This window comes from Aquabacterium sp. (assembly GCF_034003525.1).
Taxonomy (GTDB): Bacteria; Pseudomonadota; Gammaproteobacteria; order Burkholderiales; family Burkholderiaceae_C; genus Aquabacterium.
Window position 1 is genome coordinate 76,574 of the sequence record NZ_JAVEYN010000007.1, and the last position, 22,590, is coordinate 99,163.

25 protein-coding genes are annotated in these 22,590 nt (G+C 65.2%); 7 read left to right on the plus strand and 18 right to left on the minus strand.

Annotated features, from left to right (window positions below; translation table 11 throughout):
• Positions 1-11: 11 nt before the first annotated feature.
• A complete protein-coding gene (gene metW, locus RBT42_RS06145) occupies positions 12-596 on the plus strand; it encodes a methionine biosynthesis protein MetW (RefSeq protein ID WP_320363158.1) in 585 nt (194 codons plus the stop codon).
• 62 nt (positions 597-658) lie between these two features.
• Here the strand turns inward: metW and RBT42_RS06150 are convergent, their stop codons facing one another.
• From RBT42_RS06150 to RBT42_RS06170, 5 genes are all read right to left on the minus strand, one after another.
• The gene (locus tag RBT42_RS06150; protein ID WP_320363160.1) at positions 659-1,732 is read right to left on the minus strand and encodes a porin; all 1,074 of its coding nucleotides are present in this window, start codon (positions 1,730-1,732) and stop codon (positions 659-661) included.
• A 210-nt stretch (positions 1,733-1,942) separates the two neighbouring features.
• Complete coding sequence (locus tag RBT42_RS06155; protein ID WP_320363162.1) at positions 1,943-3,022, minus strand: porin; 1,080 nt, start codon at positions 3,020-3,022, stop codon at positions 1,943-1,945.
• A gap of 295 nt (positions 3,023-3,317) precedes the next feature.
• Entirely contained in the window at positions 3,318-4,325 is a 1,008-nt protein-coding gene (locus tag RBT42_RS06160; RefSeq protein ID WP_320363164.1) for a porin, read from the minus strand.
• 210 nt (positions 4,326-4,535) lie between these two features.
• The gene (recQ, locus tag RBT42_RS06165; protein WP_320363166.1) at positions 4,536-6,377 is read right to left on the minus strand and encodes a DNA helicase RecQ; all 1,842 of its coding nucleotides are present in this window, start codon (positions 6,375-6,377) and stop codon (positions 4,536-4,538) included.
• Positions 6,374-6,829, minus strand: a complete 456-nt coding sequence (locus RBT42_RS06170; RefSeq protein ID WP_320363167.1) for a thioesterase family protein — start codon at positions 6,827-6,829, stop codon at positions 6,374-6,376. The genes recQ and RBT42_RS06170 overlap by 4 nt, the downstream gene beginning before the upstream one ends.
• Positions 6,830-6,944: 115 nt before the next feature.
• Between RBT42_RS06170 and RBT42_RS06175 the strand changes: the two genes are divergently transcribed.
• Positions 6,945-7,733: an SDR family NAD(P)-dependent oxidoreductase gene (locus RBT42_RS06175; protein WP_320363169.1), complete on the plus strand. Its 789-nt coding sequence runs from the start codon at positions 6,945-6,947 to the stop codon at positions 7,731-7,733.
• 30 nt (positions 7,734-7,763) lie between these two features.
• Here the strand turns inward: RBT42_RS06175 and RBT42_RS06180 are convergent, their stop codons facing one another.
• Positions 7,764-8,516 carry a class II glutamine amidotransferase gene (locus RBT42_RS06180; protein WP_320363171.1) on the minus strand — a complete coding sequence of 251 codons (753 nt, stop codon included), beginning with the start codon at positions 8,514-8,516 and terminating at the stop codon, positions 7,764-7,766.
• A gap of 175 nt (positions 8,517-8,691) precedes the next feature.
• Here RBT42_RS06180 and ssb point away from each other — a divergent pair, with 175 nt between their 5' ends.
• Positions 8,692-9,216 carry a single-stranded DNA-binding protein gene (ssb, locus tag RBT42_RS06185; protein ID WP_320363173.1) on the plus strand — a complete coding sequence of 175 codons (525 nt, stop codon included), beginning with the start codon at positions 8,692-8,694 and terminating at the stop codon, positions 9,214-9,216.
• Between the two features lie 98 nt (positions 9,217-9,314).
• On the opposite strand, the gene RBT42_RS06190 is transcribed toward ssb, so the two are convergent.
• Together RBT42_RS06190 and RBT42_RS06195 are read right to left on the minus strand one after the other, a co-directional pair.
• Entirely contained in the window at positions 9,315-9,617 is a 303-nt protein-coding gene (locus RBT42_RS06190; protein WP_320363175.1) for a DUF962 domain-containing protein, read from the minus strand.
• Between the two features lie 64 nt (positions 9,618-9,681).
• The gene (locus RBT42_RS06195) at positions 9,682-10,467 is read right to left on the minus strand and encodes a 5'-methylthioadenosine/adenosylhomocysteine nucleosidase (RefSeq protein WP_320363177.1); all 786 of its coding nucleotides are present in this window, start codon (positions 10,465-10,467) and stop codon (positions 9,682-9,684) included.
• A 105-nt stretch (positions 10,468-10,572) separates the two neighbouring features.
• Between RBT42_RS06195 and purT the strand changes: the two genes are divergently transcribed.
• Positions 10,573-11,826 carry a formate-dependent phosphoribosylglycinamide formyltransferase gene (gene purT, locus RBT42_RS06200; protein WP_320363179.1) on the plus strand — a complete coding sequence of 418 codons (1,254 nt, stop codon included), beginning with the start codon at positions 10,573-10,575 and terminating at the stop codon, positions 11,824-11,826.
• On the opposite strand, the gene RBT42_RS06205 is transcribed toward purT, so the two are convergent.
• Complete coding sequence (locus RBT42_RS06205) at positions 11,814-12,611, minus strand: Crp/Fnr family transcriptional regulator (protein WP_320363181.1); 798 nt, start codon at positions 12,609-12,611, stop codon at positions 11,814-11,816. The two genes, purT and RBT42_RS06205, sit on opposite strands and share 13 nt — an antisense overlap.
• Before the next feature lie 147 nt (positions 12,612-12,758).
• Between RBT42_RS06205 and RBT42_RS06210 the strand changes: the two genes are divergently transcribed.
• Complete coding sequence (locus RBT42_RS06210) at positions 12,759-13,076, plus strand: HigA family addiction module antitoxin (RefSeq protein WP_320363182.1); 318 nt, start codon at positions 12,759-12,761, stop codon at positions 13,074-13,076.
• Between the two features lie 28 nt (positions 13,077-13,104).
• On the opposite strand, the gene RBT42_RS06215 is transcribed toward RBT42_RS06210, so the two are convergent.
• From RBT42_RS06215 to RBT42_RS06235, 5 genes are all read right to left on the minus strand, one after another.
• Positions 13,105-14,604 carry an AMP nucleosidase gene (locus RBT42_RS06215; protein WP_320363183.1) on the minus strand — a complete coding sequence of 500 codons (1,500 nt, stop codon included), beginning with the start codon at positions 14,602-14,604 and terminating at the stop codon, positions 13,105-13,107.
• A gap of 134 nt (positions 14,605-14,738) precedes the next feature.
• Complete coding sequence (locus tag RBT42_RS06220) at positions 14,739-15,173, minus strand: biopolymer transporter ExbD (protein ID WP_320363185.1); 435 nt, start codon at positions 15,171-15,173, stop codon at positions 14,739-14,741.
• A gap of 12 nt (positions 15,174-15,185) precedes the next feature.
• Complete coding sequence (locus tag RBT42_RS06225) at positions 15,186-15,836, minus strand: MotA/TolQ/ExbB proton channel family protein (protein WP_320363187.1); 651 nt, start codon at positions 15,834-15,836, stop codon at positions 15,186-15,188.
• Between the two features lie 22 nt (positions 15,837-15,858).
• On the minus strand, positions 15,859-16,695 hold the full coding sequence (gene dapB / locus RBT42_RS06230) for a 4-hydroxy-tetrahydrodipicolinate reductase (RefSeq protein ID WP_320363189.1): 837 nt from the start codon (positions 16,693-16,695) through the stop codon (positions 15,859-15,861).
• Between the two features lie 81 nt (positions 16,696-16,776).
• On the minus strand, positions 16,777-17,325 hold the full coding sequence (locus RBT42_RS06235) for an outer membrane protein assembly factor BamE (protein WP_320363191.1): 549 nt from the start codon (positions 17,323-17,325) through the stop codon (positions 16,777-16,779).
• Positions 17,326-17,463: 138 nt separating this feature from the next.
• Here RBT42_RS06235 and fur point away from each other — a divergent pair, with 138 nt between their 5' ends.
• A complete protein-coding gene (fur, locus tag RBT42_RS06240; protein WP_320363193.1) occupies positions 17,464-17,919 on the plus strand; it encodes a ferric iron uptake transcriptional regulator in 456 nt (151 codons plus the stop codon).
• Positions 17,920-17,924: 5 nt separating this feature from the next.
• Here the strand turns inward: fur and hprK are convergent, their stop codons facing one another.
• The 3 genes from hprK to hpf form a co-directional block, all read right to left on the minus strand.
• Positions 17,925-18,887, minus strand: coding sequence for an HPr(Ser) kinase/phosphatase (gene hprK, locus RBT42_RS06245; RefSeq protein ID WP_320363195.1), 963 nt, complete (start codon positions 18,885-18,887; stop codon positions 17,925-17,927).
• 66 nt (positions 18,888-18,953) lie between these two features.
• Positions 18,954-19,424 carry a PTS sugar transporter subunit IIA gene (locus RBT42_RS06250; RefSeq protein ID WP_320363301.1) on the minus strand — a complete coding sequence of 157 codons (471 nt, stop codon included), beginning with the start codon at positions 19,422-19,424 and terminating at the stop codon, positions 18,954-18,956.
• A gap of 254 nt (positions 19,425-19,678) precedes the next feature.
• Positions 19,679-20,029, minus strand: a complete 351-nt coding sequence (gene hpf, locus RBT42_RS06255) for a ribosome hibernation-promoting factor, HPF/YfiA family (protein WP_320363197.1) — start codon at positions 20,027-20,029, stop codon at positions 19,679-19,681.
• Between the two features lie 221 nt (positions 20,030-20,250).
• On the opposite strand from hpf, the gene RBT42_RS06260 reads away from it, so the two are divergent.
• On the plus strand, positions 20,251-22,050 hold the full coding sequence (locus RBT42_RS06260) for a PglL family O-oligosaccharyltransferase (RefSeq protein ID WP_320363199.1): 1,800 nt from the start codon (positions 20,251-20,253) through the stop codon (positions 22,048-22,050).
• A gap of 28 nt (positions 22,051-22,078) precedes the next feature.
• Here the strand turns inward: RBT42_RS06260 and moaC are convergent, their stop codons facing one another.
• A complete protein-coding gene (moaC, locus tag RBT42_RS06265) occupies positions 22,079-22,555 on the minus strand; it encodes a cyclic pyranopterin monophosphate synthase MoaC (RefSeq protein WP_320363201.1) in 477 nt (158 codons plus the stop codon).
• Positions 22,556-22,590 lie beyond the last annotated feature (35 nt).

Sequence of the window (22,590 nt, forward strand, 5' to 3'; positions counted from 1 at the left end):
GGGAAGAGAGCATGAGCCAACACGATGTGCATGACGTGATCGCGAAACTGGTGCCACCGGGCTCGCGCGTGCTGGACCTGGGCTGCGGCAATGGCGCCCTGCTGGCGCACCTGCGCGACGCGCGCCAGTGCACCGGCTACGGCATCGAGCTGGACGATGCCAAGGTGATGCAATGCGTGCAGCGCGGCGTCAACGTCATCCAGCGCAACCTGGAGGAAGGCCTGAGCCTGTTCGAGGACAACAGCTTCGACGTGGTGCTGCAACTCGACACCCTGCAACACCTGCGCAACACGGTGGACATGCTGCGCGAAACCGCCCGCGTCGGCAAGCAGGGCATCGTCAGCTTCCCCAATTTTGCACACTGGCCGCACCGCCTGAGCGTGCTGCGCGGCCGCATGCCCGTGACGCGCAGCCTGCCCTACCAGTGGTACGACACGCCCAACATCCGCGTGGCCACGTTTGCCGACTTCGAGGTGCTGGCCGAGCAAAACGGCCTGCGCATCCTCGAGTCGTTTGGCGTTCACGAGGGTGAGATCGTGACCCGCTGGCCGAACCTGATGGCCAGCAAGGCGGTGTTCAAGTTCGAGCGTCGCTGAGAGATCAGGCCGCTGAGCTTGGTGTGTGAGTGCCGCGTTGGCGGACACTCACACACCGTACATCAGAAGGCGTGGCGCACGCCCACGGTGTAGGTGTAGCCCTTCTTGAAGTTCGCCTTGTCTTCATCGTCGAGCATGAATGCGGCATACACGTCGGTGCGCTTGGACAGATAATGGTCGTAGGCCACGGTCAAGATGCTGTGCTTCACATCTGCGGGCGTCGAGCCGCTGGCCGCCTCTTCCTTGCTTTGCCCGTAGGACACCAACAGCTTCCCGCTCTTTGTCACCGGCACGGCAGCGCCCACCTGATACAGACGCGTGTCGATGTTGACGGCGCCGGTGAAGCCCTTGTTGGCAAAGGCTCCGTACTGTCCGAAGAACTTGGCAAACCCGGCATCGTAGCTCACGCCCAACATGCCGAAGTTCTGCGCCTGGCCGGCCGTGAGACTGGGCTTGGGCGCCTCGGCAGAGCGCATCGTTTGCCACGCACCTCCGATGGCAAAGGGACCGGAGGCATAGCGGGCAGACAGGGCATAACTGGTGCGTTCGTTCTTGCTCGCATCCTCACCAAACTGCACCTGCAAAGCTCCGGTGAAGCCTGACAAATTGGGGGTCTGGTAGGTCAGCGCGTTGCTCCAGCCCGAGTCTGACTTGTCATTGCCCCAAGGTGAACCGAAGGTCAGACGGATGGCCGGGGACAAACCAAAGGCCGAGCCCAGAGGATTGAATTGCAAGGTGTTCACGAACAGCAAGCTGCCTTGGCGCCCCAGGGTGAGCTGACCCAGTCCGCCCTGCACCCAGACATTGGCCGCGCGTGACCAGAAGGGGTCGCCCGAGCCAAAACGTCCGGATTCTCCCGTGTCAGGTCGGAGAAAGGATTCGATGACAAAACCCGCTTTCAGACCACCGCCCAGATCTTCGGTCCCTTTGAGGCCGATGAAGCTGGTGATCATCTGGTTGCCATCAACCTTGGTGAGACGGGCATTGGCGGCGCTGCCCTCGGCGCCGCTGTTCTGAAACGATCCCGCGGCGATGTCCACCACGCCATAGAGTTGCAAGGAAGACTGCGCCTGCGCTGAGGCACATGCCCCCATGGCAGCAAACATGATGGGAAGTAGGACTTTCGAATGGGACATGGCGACTCCTGGTGCACTGAATGAGGTCTGCCACCGCGGCAAACTGTATACAGATTTGCAGAAAACATGCCAGGATGAGCGCGCTAGAAATCACAGCCAAATGAACCATTGCGGTGCAGTTGAGCCCAGATGGAACCTAAATAGCGATCGTTCGGCACCATTGAAAAAGGCGCCCGAAGGCGCCTTGACAGATGGTCGCGTGGTCGCACTTTAGAAGGCGTGACGCAGGCCCACGGCGAAGATGTTGGCCGAGTCATCAGCCAAACCAGCGTCCTTCAGCTTCTTGGTGGTGAGTGCAGCGTACACACCGGTGCGCTTGGACAGCGAGTGGTCGTAGCCCAGCGAGAACTGCTGCAGCTTGCCATCGGCCAAGCCAAGGAAGCCATCTTCGTACTTGGTTTGCCCGTAAGAAACCATCACATTGCCATTGGCCGTGACAGGAACCGTGGCACCAACTTGGAAGAACTTGGACTTGCTGTCAGCGCCAGCAGTTTCATCCTTGATTTGCGAGTACTGCGCAGACAGCTTGGCAACGCCGAAGTCATAGCTTGCACCGATACCTGCGTTCTTTTGACGAGCCAGGTATGCACTGCCAGCCACTTTGCCCGACGATGTGTATACACCCATAACACTCAAGGGGCCCGCATTGTAGGCAGCCGACAAGGAATAGTTGTTCTTTGCATCCCCACCTGCCGAAGTTTCTTTGGGTGCGAACTGAACAGATGCAGTGAAGCCACCGAAATTCGGCGTTTCGTAGGTGATGGAGTTCACCCAACCAGTGTCATAGCCCAGTGATGCCGCCTGGAAACCTGCCAAGCTGTAGTAGGACACCATCGAGGGCGAGAAGGTCATCGACGAGCCGAAGGGGTTGTACAGCAGGCCCATGGTGAAGAAGGCGTTGTCATACTGGCCCAGCGCCACACGACCGAAATCGCCGCTCAGACCCACCCACGAGCCACGCCCCCAGAAGCCACCAGCCAAGTTGGTCACATTGCTGCCCGTGTCACCAGCCAGGAAGCTCTCCAGCACGAATTCGGCCTTCAAGCCACCACCCAGATCCTCAGAGCCCGACAGGCCGATATAACTGGTCATCATGTTGCCGCTTTCCACCTTCGTGGCGCGGCTGGTGGTAGCACCGACCAAGGTTCCCGAGGACGCAACCGAGAAATCTTCGAACGAGCCCACCGAAGCTTCGATGTAACCATACAGCTTGACGCTGGATTGGGCTTGAGCAGCGCCAGCGACAGCCAGCAGGGCGGCCGCGGCCACCAGGGTCTTCTTTGCAAACATCAAGTTCTCCTAGCAATGAAATGGGGAATGAAGCCGGGGTGCATCACGGTTTTGTCACGCAGCCCTTGAGACGATTGTGAGAGGGAAGTGCCTCACAGCCAAGGAGAAAGCAAAGAACGAGCCAGCCCGCACCACAGCAATGCACAATATGTATCACTCTTGCCACAAGCACCAACATCGCCACCGCAAACCGGACAAACATCCCCCATCTGGTGCGTTCTAAGGTGAAAAAAAAAGCGCCCCGAAGGGCGCTTTGGTGATCAAAGAGAATCAGGCCAGATCGACCTGAGACCGATCAGAAGGCGTGACGGACACCAACGGCCACAGTGGTTTGGTTCTCGTCTGCGTCAGCGTCGATAACAGCCAAGCCAGCGTAGGCGCTGGTGCGCTTGGACAGGCTGTGGTGGTAAGCCAGCGAGAATTGCTTGGCCTTGGTGTCATCCAGCTTGGCTTGACCGTAGGAAGCGTGCACGCCACCAGCAGCGGTCACAGGCACAATGGCGCCAATTTGCCAAACCTTGACCTTGTCGTCGATCGACTCGAGCTTGTCTTGGCCATACTGAGCAAAGGCCTTAACCACGCCGAAGTCGTACGAAGCACCCAGCAGCCAAGTGCGGTTGCGCTCGGCAACAGCAGCAGGAGCATTGGTGGTAGAGCGAACGTCACCGTAGACAGCCGACAGACCCAGCGCGCCGGCGCTGTAGTTCACGCTGGCAGCGGTGGCGCCACCGTTGTAAGCACCGGTGCTGTTTTCACGGGCGCTGTGTTGCACGGCAAAGGTCAGGCCACCGAAGTTGCTGGACTCATAGCCGATGGTGTTGTTCCAGCTGCTGGTCAGATCGAGAGTCGAAACAGTACCAACCGTGCCGACCACACCAGTCAGAGTCTGAACAGGCGACAGCACCGAAGTACCAAACGGGTTGTAGGCAGCTTGAGCAGTCTTGAACAGGCTTTCTTGGTTACCCAGCTTCACGGTACCGAAGTCACCAGCCAAGCCGACGTAGGCGTTCTTGCTGAACAGGTTGGAGTTAGCGGCGCCGGTATCGACAGCAATGGGGGCTTCCAGCTTGAAGATGGCCTTCAAGCCGCCACCCAGGTCTTCTTGACCCTTCAGGCCGAAGAAGCTTTCGGTCAGGATCGAAGACTCAACACCAGTGACCGAACCGTCAACGAAGTTTTCGTTCTTGGTGTGGGCAACGGCGACATCCAAGTTACCGTACAGGGTCACGCTCGATTGAGCTTGAGCCGACACAGCCAGGGTAGCCAGAGCTGCAACAGCGATCAGATTCTTCTTAGCGAACATTCAGGTTCTCCTTTGATTCAGGGATTCATCAGCACGCGCTTGGTGCGTTGTCACGCCATGTTGGGGCGCAAGCCGAAGCTGATGGACTGATTCTGCACAGTAAACGCGCGTCGGGCCAAGCCAAAGCCGGACAAATCCGTTGGCTCCCCCTAGGGAGCGACCGAAATTTACGTGATTTCGTTGCCAAACGGCAACACTTTTTGGCGAGGTTCAGGGTTTCAGGACCCGCAGGATCTGCTCGCCATACGCCTGTAACTTTTTGACCCCAACGCCGCTGATCTGCCCCAGCTCGCCCAAAGTCTGGGGCGCAATGCGGGCCATGTCGGCCAGCGTGGCGTCGTTGAAGACGATGTAAGCCGGCAGGTTGTGCTCGCGGGCGACCTCGGCGCGCCAGGCGCGCAGGTCGCCGAAGCGCGCCAGGGCGTCACCCGTCAGATCGACCGGGGCGGCGGGCTTACCCGCCCCCTTGGCAGCCTTGCTGCGACGCGGGGCCTCAGCAGCTTCACGCAAGGTCAGTTGCACCTCACCCTTGAGCACGGCGCGGGCGCTGTCGGTCAGGGCCAGGGTGTTGTACTCGCCTTCGGCCACCACATGGCCCAGGGCAATGAGCTGGCGCAGCACGGCGCGCCACTGGTTTTCGGACAGGTCGGCGCCCACGCCGAAAGTGCTCAGGCTCTGGTGGCCGTATTGCTGCACCTTGTCGGTCTCCTTGCCGCGCAACACGTCAATCAGGTGGCCGGCGCCAAAGCGCTGCTGGCCATGCTGCCAAAAGCGGTAGATGCAGCTGAGCAGCTTGCGGGCCGCGTCGGTGCCATCCCAGGTGGCGGGGGGGCGCAGGCAGTTGTCGCAGTTGCCGCAAGGCTGGCTGGCCTCGCCAAAATAGCTCAGCAGACGCACACGCCGGCAATCATGGGCTTCAGCCAGCGCCAGAAGAGCGTCGAGCTTGCCGCGCTGGATGCGCTTGAAGTCGTCGGTAGCGGGGCTCTCGTCGATCATGCGACGCTGGTTGACCACGTCGGCCAAGCCGTAGGTAAGCCAGGCGTCGGCCTCACCGCCATCGCGCCCGGCCCGGCCCGTCTCCTGGTAGTAGCCTTCGATGTTCTTGGGCAGGTCCAGGTGGGCGACAAAGCGCACGTCGGGCTTGTCGATGCCCATGCCGAAGGCCACGGTGGCGACCATGACGATGCCGTCCTCGCGCAGGAAGCGGTCTTGGTGACGCTGGCGCACCTTGGCGTCGAGCCCGGCGTGATACGGCAAGGCGGTGAGGCCTTCCTGGTTCAGCCAGTCGGCGGTTTCCTCCACCTTGCGGCGGCTCTGGCAATAGACGATACCGGCATCGCCCTCGTGCTCGTCGCGGATGAAGCGCAGCAGTTGCTGGCGCGGGTTGTTCTTCTCGACCAGGGTGTAGCGGATGTTGGGGCGGTCGAAGCTGCTGATGAAGACGCGGGCGTCCTGCAGTTGCAGGCGCTCGATCATGTCGGCGCGGGTGTGGTCGTCGGCGGTGGCGGTCAGGGCCAGGCGTGGCACGTCCGGGAAACGCTCGTGCAGCACGCTGAGCTGCAAATAGTCTTCACGGAAATCGTGCCCCCACTGGCTGACGCAGTGCGCTTCGTCGATGGCGAAGAGGCTGAGCAGACCGCGCTCATGCAAGCTGGCCAGTTGCGCCTGAAAGCGCAGGTTGGTGACCCGCTCGGGCGCGGCGTAGAGCATCACCATGCGACCAGCCATCATCTCGCGCTCGATGCGCTGGGTGTCCTCCAGGCTGAGGGTGCTGTTCAGGAAGGCGGCGTGCACGCCCACTTCTTCGAGCGCGCCGACCTGGTCGTGCATCAGCGCGATCAAGGGCGAGACGACGATGGTGACGCCCTTGCCGGCCCGGTGACGGGCGATGGCGGGCACCTGGTAGCACAGGCTCTTGCCGCCGCCCGTGGGCATCAGCACCAGGGCATCGTGCCCGGCAGTGACGTGGTCGACGATGCCCTGTTGTTGCCCCCGGAAGGCGGTGTAGCCAAAGACTTCCTGCAGGATGGCCAGCGGTCCGCGAGAGTTCACAGCTTGGGCTCCACGAGGGCGCCGGTGTAAGCGGCCACGAAGGCTGGGGGCATGCGCCGCACCTTGCCTTCGGCGATGTCCACGCACACGAACTCGGAGCGCCCCCGGAACACGGTGAGCCCGTCGTCTTCGCGGATGAACTGGTAGTGGCGCTGCAGCGTCAGCTTGTCGGCCCGGGTCAGCCAGGTGCCCAGCACGATGCGTTCGCCAAGGCGCGTGGCGGCCAGGTAGTTGAGTTCGTGCTGGCGCACGACCATGCCATGCCCCAGCGCTTCATATTCTTGTGGGCCAAGGCCCAGGGCGGTCGAGTGCGCCCAGGCCACGTCTTCGAGCCACTGCAGGTAGACCACGTTGTTGGTGTGGCGCATGAGGTCGATGTGGGACTCCTGCACGGTGACGTTCAGGGTGTAGGGCAACTGGGGGAGGTCCCAGTTCAGGTTCTCGATGCTCATGGGCGAAGGCTCAAACTGCGGCGGTGATGCAGGCCGGGATGATGCCATTGGCCGGCCCGGACCGGTGGTGTTAAAAACGGATGAACGCCCATAGGTGGGTGACAAAGGAGTCTGAATGAAGCTGGCGGATTGCGTGGTTTTGGTCACCGGAGGCAGTTCCGGCCTGGGGGCTGCCGTGAGTCTGATGGCCTGGGAAGCCGGCGCACGGGTGCTGATTGCCGACCGCGCCGCACCGCGGGACGATAACCCCTTGCGCCTGCGTGACCCGCAGGGTGAGCGCTGGCTGTGGCAAGCCACCGATGTGAGCGACGAGGCCCAGGCCGGCGCCGCCGTGAACCAGACGATGACGCGTTTTGGTCGCCTGGACGTGCTGGTCAACGCCGCGGGCGTGGCCGCCGTCGAGAAAGTGCATGGGCGTGACGGCCCGCATCAACTGGCCTCGTTCCAGAAGGTGATCCAAGTGAACCTGCTGGGCAGTTTCAACATGATGCGCCTGGCGGTGGCCGCCATGCTGGCCTCGCCACCCCGTGCGGACGCCGGTGAGATCGACTCACGTGGGGTGATCGTGAACACCGCCTCGATCGCGGCCTTCGATGGGCAGATGGGTCAGGTGGCCTATGCCGCCTCCAAGGGCGGCGTGGTGGCGATGACGCTGCCCGCCGCGCGTGATCTGGCGCGTGATCGCATCCGGGTGATGACCGTGGCGCCGGGCGTGTTCCACACGCCGATGATGGCCTCCTTGCCGGAAGCGGCGCAGACCTCGCTGGCCGCCACCGTACCCCACCCGGCCCGCCTGGGGCAGCCGGACGAGTACGCGGCTCTGGTGCGCCACATCGTCGAGAACGATTATCTTAATGGCGAGGTGATCCGCCTGGATGGCGCGTTGCGCATGGCGCCACGCTGAAGTCGTCACGCCTTACTTTGAATGAGCGCTTCAGACCGGTTGCCCGCCTACGAAGGCAAGCAACTGGCCCTTGTGCATCGCCACCCAGGCTTCGTTACGCGTCAGGGGCTCGGTCGCCACGAGGGCCACGCGGTCGCCGGGCTGGGTGTGTTCAGCAAAGTTCACTTCCACGTCCTGGTCTTGCAGGCGGGCGTGGCCAAAGGGGTGCTGGCGCAGCAGGTAGTGCAGATGGGTGGAGCAATGCACCCACAGTGCCTCGCCCTGGCTGAGCATGAAGTTGAAGGTGCCGTGGCGCGCCACCTGCGGAACCAGCTCGCCCAGGGTGTGGTTCAACTCGGCCACCGAGGGCATGGCAGCGTGGCTCTTGGCAAGCTCCTGCATGAGCCAGCAAAAGGCGCGCTCGCTGTCGGTGTCGCCCACCGGCTTGAAGGTGCTGTGCAGCTTGGGCTCGAAATCGACCAGGTTGCCGTTGTGGGCGAACACCCAGTAGCGCCCCCACAGCTCGCGCACAAAAGGATGGCAGTTTTCGAGCGACACATGGCCCTGCGTGGCCTTGCGGATGTGGGCGATGGTGTTGAGGCTCTTGATCGGGTAGTGCTTGACCAGCTCGGCCACGGGCGAGGCAACTGCCGCCTGGTGATCGACAAACAGGCGCACGCCGCGCCCCTCGAAAAAGGCGATGCCAAAGCCGTCGGCGTGCTCGGTGGCGCGCGTGGCAAAGCCCGAGAAGCTGAACACGATGTCGGTGGGCGTGTTGCTGTTCATGCCCAGCAGCTGACACATGGGGAAATCCTGAAGAGAAGGGTGGACGGTATCGAAGGATACCAAGGGGCAACCCGGCTCACCTGAAGGAGTGCCCTCTTCCTGAGGACTGGACAGGTCGGAGGCAACGGTCATAATCGCCGGGCTAACTAACGGCACCCTTTTTAACCAACCATCACCCATCAGGAATCAGGCCATGGCCTCCATCAACAAAGTCATCCTCATCGGCAACCTGGGCCGCGACCCCGAAGTGCGTTACACCCCGAGCGGCGCTGCCGTGTGCAACGTGTCGGTGGCGACCACCCGCAACTGGAAAGACAAGAACAGCGGCGACAAGGTCGAGGAGACCGAATGGCACCGTGTCGTGTTTTACGACCGACTGGCCGAAATTGCCGGCGAGTACCTGAAGAAGGGCCGCCCCGTGTACGTGGAAGGCCGCCTCAAGACCCGCAAGTGGCAGGACAAGGACGGCAAGGACAACTACACCACCGAAATCGTGGCCGAGCAGATGCAACTGCTGGGTGGCCGTGAAGGCGGCAGCGGTGGTGGCTATGGCGGCGGCCAGGGTGGCAACCCCGAGGACTACAGCCAGGAAGCCCCGTCGGCACCGAGCCGCCCGGCAGCGCGTCCGGCCGCTGCTCAGCGTCCGGCACCTGCGCCCGCCCCGGCTCAGAAGTCGTCGACTGGCTTTGACGACATGGACGACGACATTCCGTTCTGAGACCTACAAAACGCTTTCGCGCACTGCTGCTGCGGTGCGCGCCTCTCAGCCCGACGGCCCCGGCCCTCGGGCTTTTTTGTGCCCGCTGCTCAGAGGCGTCAGAAACGCAGCTTGCCGGTCAGGGTCTGCCAGAACATCACCCAGTCGCCCATCAGGCTGTAGAGCGGATAGGTGAAGGTGGCCGGCCGGTTGCGCTCAAAGAAGAAGTGCCCCACCCAGGCAAAGCCATAGCCCAGCACGGGCACCCCCCACAGCCAGGCCCAGTTGCCGGTGGTGATGGCCGTGAACAGCACCAGCAGCACCAGCCAGGAGCCGACGAAATGCAGGCGGCGACAGGTGCGGTCGGCGTGCTGGGACAGATAGAAGGGGTAAAAGTCGCGGAACGAGGTGTAGCGGCTCATGACAACTCCGGTGCACAACGGCGGTGCCCACAGCATGCCGCACGCCGCCCGCCGCCGTCATGCGTCAAGACCCGCGGTCGGACTGCAGCAGGGCTTCGATCATGGCCAGGGCGTAGCGGCAAGCCACGGCCTGAACGAAGCGCGGGAAGTCGACGTGTGCGGACTCGTCGGCTCGGTCGGAAATGGTGCGCAGCACGACGTAAGGCACGCCAAAGTCGTGGCAGACCTGGGCGACGGCCGCCCCCTCCATCTCGACGGCCAGCACGCCCGGCAGGTGGTGGCGCAGCGTGTCGCAGTCGGCCGCGGCGCTGACGAACTGGTCCCCGCTGGCGATCAGGCCCTGATGGACACGCGGCTGGCTCAGACCGAGGGTGGCGAGGTGCACATCCCGCAAGGGGCCGTTGACGCTGAGCGCGTAGGGACTCAGGGCTTCGCGCACGGCGCTCACCACGCGGGCGGTCAGATCGGCGGGTGGGTGCAGGCGGCTGACGCCCAGGCCCGGCAACTCGTAGCGCGGGAACAGCGGAGAGGCGTCCATGTCGTGCTGCACAAGCGCATCGGCCACGACCACATCGCCCACGCGCACCTCGGCGCCCAGGCCGCCGGCCACGCCGGTGAAGATGATCTGCCGGCAGGCCATCTCGGTGAGCAGCACGGTGGTGGTGGTGGCCGCGGCCACCTTGCCGATGCGCGAGAGCACCGCCACGATGTCACGGCCCTGCAGGTGACCGCACCAGAAGGTGCGGCCGGCGCGCTGGACGGGCTCGGCATCGGGCATGGCATCGAGCAGGGACTGGAGTTCTTCAGGGAGGGCGGCGATCACGCCAATGCGGCCAGGGGTCGACAACATGGAAAGCAGAACCAAACGGGAAGGCGCCCATCATCGCCGCATTCGCGGCTCAGGCGACAATCGAGCCCACCACTCCCCTCCACTTTTGCCTGACAGGATCGCCTCATGTCCTCTGCCCTCCAGTCCGTCTCTTTGGGTACCCCGCTGTCGCCCTCGGCCGCCCGCGTCATGCTGCTGGGATCAGGTGAGCTGGGCAAGGAGGTGCTGATCGCGCTGCAACGGCTGGGGGTGGAGACCATCGCGGTGGACCGCTATGAGCACGCGCCCGGCCAGCAGGTGGCCCACCACGCCCGCACGATCACGATGAGCGACCCGGCGCAGCTGCGCGCATTGATCGAAGCCGAGCGCCCGCATCTGGTGGTGCCAGAGATCGAGGCGATTGCCACACCGGTGCTCGAAGAGCTGGAAGCGGCTGGTGTGGTGCGCGTGATCCCCACAGCCCGGGCCGCCCGCCTGACCATGGACCGCGAAGGCATCCGCCGCCTGGCGGCCGAGACCCTGGGCCTGCCGACCAGCCCCTATCGCTTCTGCGACTCGCTGGCCGAGCTGCAGACCGCCATCGATGGCCTCGACGGCCAGCCCGGCATCGGCTACCCCTGCATCGTCAAGCCGGTGATGAGTTCGTCGGGCAAGGGCCAGAGCAAGATCGATGGCCCCGCCGATGTGGCCGCCGCATGGGACTACGCGATGGAGGGCGGGCGTGTCAGCCATGGCCGGGTCATCGTCGAGGGCTTCATCGACTTCGATTACGAGATCACGCAGCTGACGGTGCGCGCCGCCGGGCGTGGCGCCGAGGCAGGCCAGATTGCAACGCATTTCTGCGAGCCGATTGGCCACCTGCAGGTCAGCGGTGACTATGTGGAGAGCTGGCAACCCCACCCGATGAGCCCGACGGCACTGCAGCGGGCTCGCGACATCGCCAAGGCGGTGACCGACAACCTCGGCGGTCAAGGCCTGTTCGGGGTGGAGCTGTTCGTCAAGGGCGACCAGGTGTGGTTCAGCGAGGTGAGCCCGCGCCCGCACGATACCGGTCTGGTCACGCTGGGCACCCAGGTGCAAAGCGAGTTCGAGCTGCACGCACGCGCCATCCTCGGGCTGCCGGTGGACACCCGCTTGCGGGCCCCGGGGGCGTCGGCGGTGATCTACGGCGGGGTGGATGCCCAGGACGTGGTGTTCGAAGGCGTGGCCGAAGCGCTGGCCGAACCGGGCACCGACCTGCGCCTGTTTGGCAAGCCTGAGAGCTTTGTGAAGCGCCGCATGGGCGTGGCGCTGGCCACCGCCGAGGACGTGGAGGCCGCCCGCGCCAAAGCCCGCACCGCGGCCAGCCGGGTTCGGGTGAAAGCCGCTCAGCGCGGCTGATCGGACGCCGGCGAGGCGGGCGGCGTGCCCGCAGGCGCCATCGGGTCGAAAGACTGCACCAGCGCCGGATCGATGGCGCCAGCCCTGGCGACGAGGGCCGGCATGTCGATGATCTCGATCTCGGCGTAGCGCAGCACCAGCACGCGCTCACGCTCCATGGCGCGCAGCTGCTTGTTGATGGTCTGGCGGGACACGCCCAGCATGCGCGCCAGATAGGCCTGAGGCAGCCGCACATGCCGGCGCGCCGCGCCCTGGGTGGCCTGCCCGAAGTTGGTGACGGAGAACAGCAGGCGGCGTGCGAGTTGCTGCTCCAGCGAGAGGCTGGCGTTGTCTTCGTGCGCCGTGAGCATGAGGCGCAGCTTGCCGCAGGCCAGACGCGCCAGATCGCGCCAGTATTGGGGGTGCAGCTCCAGCCAGGCTTCGATCAGCGGGCGCGAGACCACCAGCACCGTCGAGGCGATGTCGGCCACGGCGTCCTGGCTGCGCGGCAACTGGTCGATCAGGGCGATTTCGCCGAACCATTGATAGGGCTCGACGTACAGCGTGAGACGCTGGCTGCCATCGGCCGGGTTGACCGACCCCAGCCGGAGCGCGCCAGCGACCACGCAACACAGGGCCTCGGGCTGGCCCCCACGGCTGAAGAGGCTTTCGCCTGCCTGCAGGTAGACCAGACGCGAGCGCGCGATCAGGGCCTCCTGAAAAGGCGCGGGGCAACTGGCAAACCAGCGATGGGTCTGGAGGGCCGGCAGGAGGTTGGTGGGGGTGGGCTCCGAGCGCGGCTTCATGTCGGGATGATGGTCGTGATCAGAGGATTTTCGGACACTTCTGTGCCTGAGTTAGATGGATCACATCAAATTGTCACTCAAACGACAATCAAATCAGGGAAAACCCCATACGATCCCCTGCATCTCGACGAGCAACCCTGAGTCCTCATGACGACCACCCCCGCAGTACACCCCGGCGCGATCTTGCGCGCCCAGTTCATGGAACCCCAAGGCCTGTCGGCCAGCGGCTTGGCCATCCGCCTGCATGTGCCTGCCCCCCGTGTCAACGACATCGTGCGCGAACGCCGCGGCATCAGCCCCGACTCGGCCCTGCGTCTGGCCCGCTACTTCGGCACCTCGCCGCAGTACTGGATGGACCTGCAAACCGCGTACGACCTGCGTGTGGCAGCCGAACTGGCGGGCGAGCAGATCCGCCGCGAGGTCGCGCCGGCTCACGAATTGCACGGCGAGCTGAAAGCCGCGTGAGTGGTGGGGCCCCTTGAGGCCCCACCACTCACTGAAACGCCACCTCGGCAAAACTGCGCAGCTTGCGGCTGTGCAGCTGTTCCGCGCGGTTGGCGCGCAGGCGCTCCAGGGCGCGCAGCCCGATGCGCAGATGCTGATCGACCCGCTCGCGGTAGAACTGGTTGGCCATGCCCGGCAGCTTGAGTTCGCCATGCAGCGGCTTGTCGCTTACACACAGCAAGGTGCCGTAGGGCACCCGGAAGCGGAAGCCGTTGGCCGCGATGGTCGCGCTTTCCATGTCCAGCGCCACGGCGCGGCTCTGGCTGAAACGCCGCTCGGGCTCGCGCTGCGGCAACAACTCCCAGTTGCGGTTGTCGGTGGACGCCACGGTGCCGGTGCGCATGATGCGCTTGAGCTCGTAGCCATGCAGCTGGGTCACATCGGCCACCGCGCCTTCGAGCGCCAGCTGGATTTCGGCCAGCGGCGGGATCGGCACCCACAGCGGCAGGTCTTCGTCGAGCACATGGTCTTCACGGACGTAACCGTGGGCCAGCACGTAGTCCCCCAGTTGCTGTGAATTGCGCAGACCGGCGCAGTGGCCCAGCATGAGCCACGCATGCGGGCGCAGCACCGCGATGTGGTCTGTGATGGTCTTGGCGTTGGCCGGCCCCACCCCGATGTTGACCATGGTGATGCCGCTGCGGTCCTTGCGCACCAGGTGGTAGGCCGGCATCTGCGGCAGGCGCGGCGGCACTGCGCCCTGGGCGTCAATGGCTTCCACCGCCTGCCCCACCCGGCGGGTGATGACGTTGCCGGGCTCGACGAAGGCGATGCAGTCATCGTCGTCACGCGGATGGGCGGGATCGTGCGCATGGCGCATCAACTCGTGGCCCATGCGCACGAACTCGTCGATGTAGAACTGGTAGTTCGTGAACAGCACGAAGTTCTGGAAGTGCTCGGGCGAGGTGCCGGTGTAGTGGCGCAGGCGGTGCAGCGAGTAGTCCACGCGCGGCGCGGTGAACAGCGCCAGCGGTCGGGGGGCCCCGCCGCGTCGGTCATAGGTGCCGTTGGCAATGCCGTCGTCCATCGAGGCCAGGTCGGGCAGATCGAACAGGTCGCTCAACAGCAGGCGACGCTCGGGCGTGAGGCTGCCTTCGAGGTGCTGGTGCTCGCCCAGACTGAAGTGGATGGGGATGGGGTCGCTACCCAGCCCCACTTCGAGCGAAACGCCGTGGTTGCCCAGCAGCAGCTCGAACTGCTCGCGGTAGTAGTTGGCGTACAGGTCGGGCCGGGTCAGCGTGGTTTCGTAGGTGCCGGGGCCAGCCACAAAGCCGTAGGACAGGCGCGAGTCGGCGCGGGCCACGGTGTCGGTGTGGATGCGCACGAAGGGGTACTTGGCGCGCACCGGATGCCGGAAGGTCTCGCCCGCCACGAAACGCTGCAAGGCCTCACGCAGGTGCGCGATCTGCGCGTCGTAGAGCTGGGTCACATACGCCAGGGCCGCATCGGCCTGGTCGAATCGCTGGGTGGGGAACTTCGGGGCTGCCATCTCAGGTCCTGACCAACAGTCAACGTGAACCCATTGTGCGCCGCATCAACGTGGCTGTGCCAGCCCGCCATGCAGGAGGTGCCGCGCTGTCGTGTCGAGCCGACACCGCGCAGGCAGAGGGCCACCGGCGAAGATCAGGGTGCCGGTGTGGCGCCAGGCGCCGCTTCGGTGACGAAGGCGACGCGTTGCAGGCCGGCTTGCTGGATCACGCCGATGAGCTCGGCGACGCGACCGTAGGGCACGCTCTGGTCGGCGCGCAGTTGCACCTCGGTGTCGGGCCGCTGGCGCGCCAAGGTGGCCGCGCGGCTGGCGAGCACCGCCAGCGTGCTCTCCCGCTCGTCAAGGTAGACGCGCCCGTCGGCCCGCAAGGCCACCTGCAGGGCGGCCGGCGGCGCGGCGGCAGGTGGCGCATCGGCCTTGGGCAGGTCCAGCGGCAAGCGGGCCGTCAGCAGGGGGGCCGTGACCATGAAGATGATCAGGAGCACCAGCATGACATCGATCAGCGGCGTCATGTTGATGTCGCTGAAGGGGCGCTGGCCCTGGGGGCGTGTCAGGCGGCCGAAAGCCATGGTGACGTTGCCTCAGTCAGGACGGCCGAGCAAGGTGTCGCGCAGGTCGAGGGCGAAGCCTTCGAGGTCGGCCTCAATTTGCCCGATGCGCTTGCCAAAGAGGTTGTAGGCCAGCACCGCCGGGATGGCCACGGCCAGGCCCGCCGCCGTCATGATGAGGGCTTCGCCCACCGGACCAGCAACCTGATCAAGCGCGGCCGAGCCCGACTGGCTGATGGCCTGCATGGCGTGGAACACACCCCAAACCGTGCCGAACAGGCCCACAAAGGGCGACACAGCCCCCACCGACGCCAGCAGCACCTGACCGGCCTGCAAGCGCACGAGCACGCCATGCAGACTGTCGCGCAGGCGGCGGGTGAACTGGGCTTCGGGCAAGGCCCGGGTGGCCAAGGTGCCAGGGGCCTCGGGGGCCTGCGCGGCGTCCACCAGGGGCAGCAGCACACCGTCGCGGTCCAGCGTTTGCAGGGCCGAACGGGCGGAGGCCAGATCGGCGGCGCGCCAGAAGGCTGTCGTGCCCACACGCAGGTCACGGCGCGCCCGCGCCAGCAGCCAGGCTTTCCAGAAAATGACCGCCCAGGCGCTGATGGACATCAGCAGCAGCACCAAGGCCACGGCTCGGCCCACGGTGTCCGCCTGGTACCAGTACGTTGCCAGACCCTGCATGGTGGCGTGCGCGCGGCTTGGTTTACTTCAGCCCCAGCACGTCGTCCATGCCGAACAGGCCATGGGGCTGGTTGGCCAGGAAACGCACGGCGCGCAGGCTGCCTTGCGCGTAGGTGGCACGGCTGGAAGACTTGTGCGTGATCTCGATGCGCTCGCCGATGCCGGCAAACAGCACGGTGTGGTCGCCCACCACGTCGCCCCCGCGGATGGTGGCAAAACCGATGGTGGACGGGTCGCGCTCGCCGGTCACGCCCTCGCGGCCATAGACCGCGCATTCCTTGAGGTCGCGCCCGACGGCCTCGGCCACCACCTCGCCCATCTTCAGGGCCGTGCCGCTGGGGGCGTCGACCTTGTGGCGGTGGTGGGTTTCGATGATCTCGATGTCATAGCCTTCCTTCAGCGCCTTGGCGGCCTGCGCCAGCAGCTTGAAGACGACGTTGACGCCCACGGCCATGTTGGGGGCCATGACGATGGCGATGTCGCGCGCAGCGTCCTGGATCTCGGCTTTTTGCGCGTCGGTGAAACCGGTGGTGCCGATGACCATGTTGACGCCCAGCTCGCGGCAGACGCGCAGGTGGGCCAGGGTGCCTTCGGGACGCGTGAAGTCGATGAGGTACTTGGCGTTCTTCAGGCCTTCGTGCAGGTCAGAGGTGATGACGACACCGCTTTGGACACCCAGATAGGCGGTCGCATCGGCGCCCAGCGCCGGGCTGCCGGGAATGTCGAGCGCGCCAGCCAGGCGGGCATCCGGGGCGTTCTGGATGGCTTCGATCAGCATGCGCCCCATGCGGCCCGATGCGCCCGCGATCGCGATGGCGTGGTGGGGGTGGCTGGCAGGGATGGAGGCGGCGGTGCTCATGCGGATACTCGGTAGACGGTCAGGAAAGGCCCCGTTGAACGGAGCCTGAAAAACAAGGCAACAACAGGGGGCAGCAGAAACTCAGCGGCTGCCGCTTTCCAGCGGCGGGTAGCTGCGCACCGCGCCCTGGGGGCTGAGGGTGGCCGCCGGTGTCTGGACAGGCACGGGCAGCTTGGCGATCTGCTCGGGCGTCAGGTTCGCGGGGGCGTCCTTGCGGTCCAGTGGCTTGGCGATCGAGGCGACGAACTCGTTCTCGGAGGGCAGTTCGGCCGTGTCGAAGCGGGCCACCACGTCGTTCTCGAAGAAAACGGTGATGGTGCGCTTCTGGTCGGGCACGCCCTGGCGGCGGATGGTGAAGACGTAGTCCCAGCGGTTCGCATGGAAGGGGTCGGCCAGCAGCGGCGTGCCCAGGATCTCGCGCACCTGCGCACGGCCCAGGCCCGGCTGGATCAGGGCCATCACCTCCTGGGTGACGACGTTGCCCTGCACCACGTCGATGCGGTAGGGCTCGAGCAGCCCGAACAGGGTCTCGGGCTTGCTCCAGGACACGTTGCCGGTGCTGCCACAGGCGGTCAACAGCACGACGGGGGCCAAGGCAAGGAGGACTCGGCGAAGCGGGGTCTGCGTCATGGAAGAGGCTCGGTTCATACGGAAGGACACAAAAGGCGCACCAAGATGGCCCGACGGTTTCAAAGGTCGGAGCCATGTCGATATCATTGGGCATTCTAGCGGCGCCGATCAGGTACTGCCCGCACGATGGAGCCCACGATGAATCACGCAGAAGAACTCAAGAGCAGCGGGCTCAAAGCCACCTTGCCCCGCATCAAGATCCTCGAGGTCTTTCAACAGGCTGCGCAGCGCCACATGACGGCCGAAGAGGTCTACAAGGTCCTCCTCAATGAGGGGTCGGACATTGGCCTGGCCACGGTCTACCGCGTGCTGATGCAGTTCGAACAGGCCGGCCTGCTGTCACGCAACCACTTCGAGGCTGGCAAGGCCGTGTTCGAGCTCAACGAAGGCCAGCACCACGACCACCTGGTGTGCGTGCACTGTGGCCGTGTGGAAGAGTTCTACGACGCCGAGATCGAGCGGCGTCAGCAGCAGATCGCCGAAGAGCGCGGCTACAAGCTGCAGGACCACGCGCTGTCACTGTACGTGGTTTGCAATCGCCCGGAATGCCAGGCCAAGGGCGGCACTGGCGGGCACGCCCACCATCACGGTTGACCCCCTCAGAGGCCACCGCGCTCCATGGCGCGCTGGTGGCGCTCGGTGAATTCCTTGTAGGTGTCGATGCCGCGCAGTTGCAGCACGGTGTTGCGCACGGCGGCTTCGACCAGCACGGCCAGGTTGCGGCCGGCGTCCACGGCGATCACGGCCTTGCGCACGGCCACGCCCATCACCTCTTCATACAGAGGCTCATAGGGCAGGCGCTCGAACTCACGCTCCATGGTTTCCTTGCGGACCAGATGCACGATGAGCTTGAGGCGCATCTTGCGACGCACCGCCGTTTCCCCAAAGATGGCCTTGATGTCAAGCAGACCGATGCCGCGCACTTCCAGCAGGTTTTGCAACAACTCGGGACAGCGACCTTCGATGGCGGTGCGCGAGACGCGGTACAGGTCGACGGCGTCATCGGCCACCAGACCGTGACCGCGCGAGATCAGCTCCAGCCCCAGTTCGCTCTTGCCCAGGCCGGATTCGCCGGTGAGCATCACGCCCAGGCCCAGGATGTCCATGAAGACCCCGTGGCGGGTGATGCGCTCGGCAAAGTGGTGGGTGAGGTAGCCGCGCAGCACGTCGATGACATGGCCGGCCGGCTCTTGCGTGACGAACAGCGGGATGCCCGCGCGCCCGCACATGGCCATCAGTTTGTCGGAAGGGGCTTCGCCATCGGCCACGACCACCACGGGCGGCTCCAGGGTCACGATGCGCTGGATGCGACGCTCCTGGTCCTCGGGGGTGGCGTTCGTGAAGTAGGCGGTTTCGCGGCGCCCGACGATCTGAACCCGATAGGGGTGGATGTAGTTCAGGTAGCCCACCAGATCAGCGGCCGACTGGGCAAACTGCACCGCAGCTTCGTCAAACCGACGCTCGGGGTGGGCGTGTCCGGCCACCCACTCCCAATGCAGGGCCGATCGGTTGGCTTCGAACAGCGCCTCAGCGCTGATGATGGCAAGTTCTTTGAGGCTCACGGGCATAAGGTGGGGGGCATCCTACTCACAAGCGCATGATGCCGCAAACGCACGCCCGCGGACCGCTCAGGCTACCGATTTGAGGGGACGCCAGCGCTCGATGAGGCCATGTACCTCGACGGCGTCGGCCTCGGTGCGCAGCCGCTCGCGCAGTTCGCGGTTGGAGAGCATCTCGGCGATCTCGGAGAGGATCTCGAGGTGGCTCTGGGTGGCGGCCTCGGGCACCAGCAGGAAGATCAGCAGGTTGACGGGCTCGTCATCCGGCGCATCAAAGGGGATGGGGTGGCTGAGGCGGATGACCGCCGCCAGCGGGTGCTTCAAACCCTTGATGCGGCCATGCGGGATGGCCACGCCATGCCCCAGCCCGGTGGAGCCCAGGCGTTCACGGGCGAACAGGTTGTCCGTCACGGTGGCCCGTGCGATGGCGTGCTGGTTCTCAAACAGCAAGCCTGCCGCTTCGAAGACGCGCTTCTTGCTCGTGGCGTCCACGTCCACCAGCACCTGGCTGACGGGAAGGATAGCGGAAAGACGGTTCATCTGGTGATAGGCAGGCTGGACGGCAAAGGCCATGCCCCGGCGACGGGGAGGGTGAGCGGCGGATTATAGGAAAAGATACGGGTTTCACAGGATTTTGCGCCGAATGCTGCGCCGCAGCAAGCGGCATGCGTTTTCCCCACCGTTCGCCCACGAAAAACGGCCCCTGAGGGCCGTCAACTTGGTGCTCACCTGCGCCGGCGACCCGCAATCAGGTCGCACCAAGCACACTGCTCGCTACGCGGGTTGCCGCGTGCTTATTGCATGGCATCCATTCCAAGGTCATGGTGCTTGATGGATTCGTGGTGATGATCCTGGGTACGTTCCTTGTGACGGCAGACCTGACGGTCCAGTTTGTCCATCAGCTGATCAATGGCAGCGTAGAGGTCTTCGTGGGCGTTCTCCACAAAAATGTCCTTGCCCTTGACGTGCAAAGTGACTTCCGCTTTTTGGCGACGTTCCTTTTCCTTTTGCTTTTCAACCGACAACAACACCGTGATGTCCACGACCTGGTCGAAATGACGGGTCACTCTCTCCAGCTTGGTCATCACGTACTCGCGCAGGGCGGGAGTCACTTCAAGATGGTGGCCACTGATCGTCAAATTCATACTGCCTCCTTTCGAGAGCAGGGGTTTCAAAACAACCGGCTGACTGGGCACCTGAGAGGTGCTTTGAGCGCCACCCGGAAATCCAGTGTGCCCATGTCCAGGCCCGATGACAAGGGCATGACATGGGGGTTTGTCTGGATCAACGACACTTCTCCCGGAAAAGATTTCGCCTCTTGAGACAGGTCAATCTGACGGCCCGACTGGGCCGACAATAGCGGTCCATGAGCACACCTGATGTTGGCACTTCGCACCCGTCAAGCGCCGCGTTGGCCCAGTCCTCCGCCGGGTGGACCTGGGCCCTGCTGGCCATCGTGGCCCCGACCCTGATTGCGGCCCACGACCCGCCCTCCGTGACGTTTTACAACCAGGCCCTGGCGGTGCTGGGCTGGGGGCTGTGGCTGGCCTGGATGGGTCGCGTGCCCGGTGGAGCGGACCTGGCTGCCCCGCCGCGCGCCCAGGCCGGCCGCTGCGCCTTGACTGGCTTGCTGGCCGTGCTGACCGCAGCCGCGTTCGGCTCCTGGGGGTTCGGCACGCTGCCGATCGGACTGAGCCTGATGGGCGGCGGACTGAGTCTGGCGGCCTTGCTGGTGTTTCACAGTGGCTGGCGGCAGGGTCGCGCCGTCACGCGCGACGGCATCGCCGAGCTGTTCTTTGCGGCCCTGGCCGCAGCCGGGGCCGTGGGCCTGCTGCTCGCAGCGGTGCAGGTGTTCCTGCCCGGCTGGGCCGATGGCAACTTCATCGCCCGGCCGAACATGGCCGGCCGCGCCGTGGGCAACCTGCGCCAACCCAATCACTTCAGCACCTTGCTGGTGTTTGCCGCAGCGGGGATGGCCTGGCTCGGCGCGCGGCGGCGCCTGCTGCCCGGTGTGGCGGCGCTGGGCGTGGCCCTGTGCATTGGTGGCATCGTGATGACGGCCTCGCGCACCGGCATGGTGGCCATGGTCTTTCTGACGGCGTGGGGCGTGCTGGACCGCCGCCTGCCCCGCACGCTGCGCGTGACGCTGGCGGCCGCCCCCCTGCTGTACGGCGCCTGGTGGGGCGGGATGTGGCTGCTGGCCCATGCCGACCGGGCCGTGGCCTTCGCCGGTGAGACTCGCTTGCATGACGGTAGCGACATTTCCTCGTCGCGCTTCAAGATCTGGGCCAATGTGCTGAGCCTGATCCAGCAGCACCCCTGGTGGGGCGTGGGCTACGGCGAGTTCAACCTCGCGTGGACCCTGACGCCCTTCCCTACCCGGCCCGTGGCCTTTTTCGACCACACGCACAACGTGGTGCTGCAGTGGGCGGTGGAGTTGGGGCTGCCAGCGGCCGTCGTGTTGAGCGTACTGGCCTTGTGGGGCTGGTGGGCCCTGGTGCGCCCGGGCTCGGAGGGGGAGCGTCAGACGGGCGAGCCGGCCACCGTGGGCGCGGCAGCCGTGATCGTGACCACCGCCGGGCTGCACAGCTTGCTGGAGTACCCGCTGTGGTACAGCTACTTCTTGCTGCCGACCGCCTTTGCCTGGGGCCTGGGCCTGGCGGCTCGCCAGGGCGCGGCGCGTGAGGCCGAGGCCGCCCGTCCCCGCTGGCGGCTGGCGGGCGGCGTGGCAATGGCCCTGATGGCCATCTGGTGCGCGCTCGACTACCAGGCGGCGGCCAACATCTATGCACCGCGCCCCGGGGCCTCCAGTCTGGATCGTCGCATCGCCTTTGCCAAGCAGATGCCCTGGTGGGGCTATCAGGCCGACTATGCCGAGGTCACGGTGGCGGACAAGGACGACCCCAGCCTGCCGCCGCAGGCGTTTCGCCGCACCTTGCACAACCTGCTGGATGCTCGCCTGATGATGGCCTATGCCCGCTCACTGGCCGAGCATGGCGAGGTCGACAAGGCTCGCTTTGTCGTGGCACGGCTGAAGGAGTTCAAGAATGGGTCGGCCAAGGCCTTTTTGGCGGCCTGCGATGCCCCGCCGACGCCAGGCCAGGAGGCGCCCTTCCAGTGCGCGCCGCCGCAGCGGCATTACGCCTGGCGGGAGTTGCTGCCCTGAGGGGGCGCGTGGTGAGCGGCCGACCTTGTCAGGCGGCCTGCCAGTGCCCGGACTTGCCGCCTTGCTTTTCGAGCAGGCGCACGTCGGTGATGAGCATGCCTTTCTCCGCTGCTTTGCACATGTCGTAAATGGTGAGCAGGCCCACCTGCACGGCGGTGAGGGCCTCCATCTCCACCCCGGTGGGTCCCACGGTCTGCACCGTGGCGCGGCAGGTGACGGCGCTGGCCGCTTCGTCGAGTTCAAACTCGATGGCCACTTTCGACAGCGCCAGCGGATGGCATAGCGGGATCAGGTCAGACGTGCGCTTAGCACCCTGGATGGCGGCAATGCGCGCCACGCCGAGCACGTCTCCCTTGCCGGCCCGACCGTCAGCGATCAGCGCCAGGGTGCTGGGCAGCATCACGATGCGGCCCTGGGCCACTGCCACCCGCACGGTGGCGGCCTTGGCGGAGACGTCCACCATGTGGGCCTGGCCCTGGGGATCGAAATGGGTCAACTCGGTCATGGTGCGGCAGGCAGGCTGCGTAAAGAAGTTCAAGC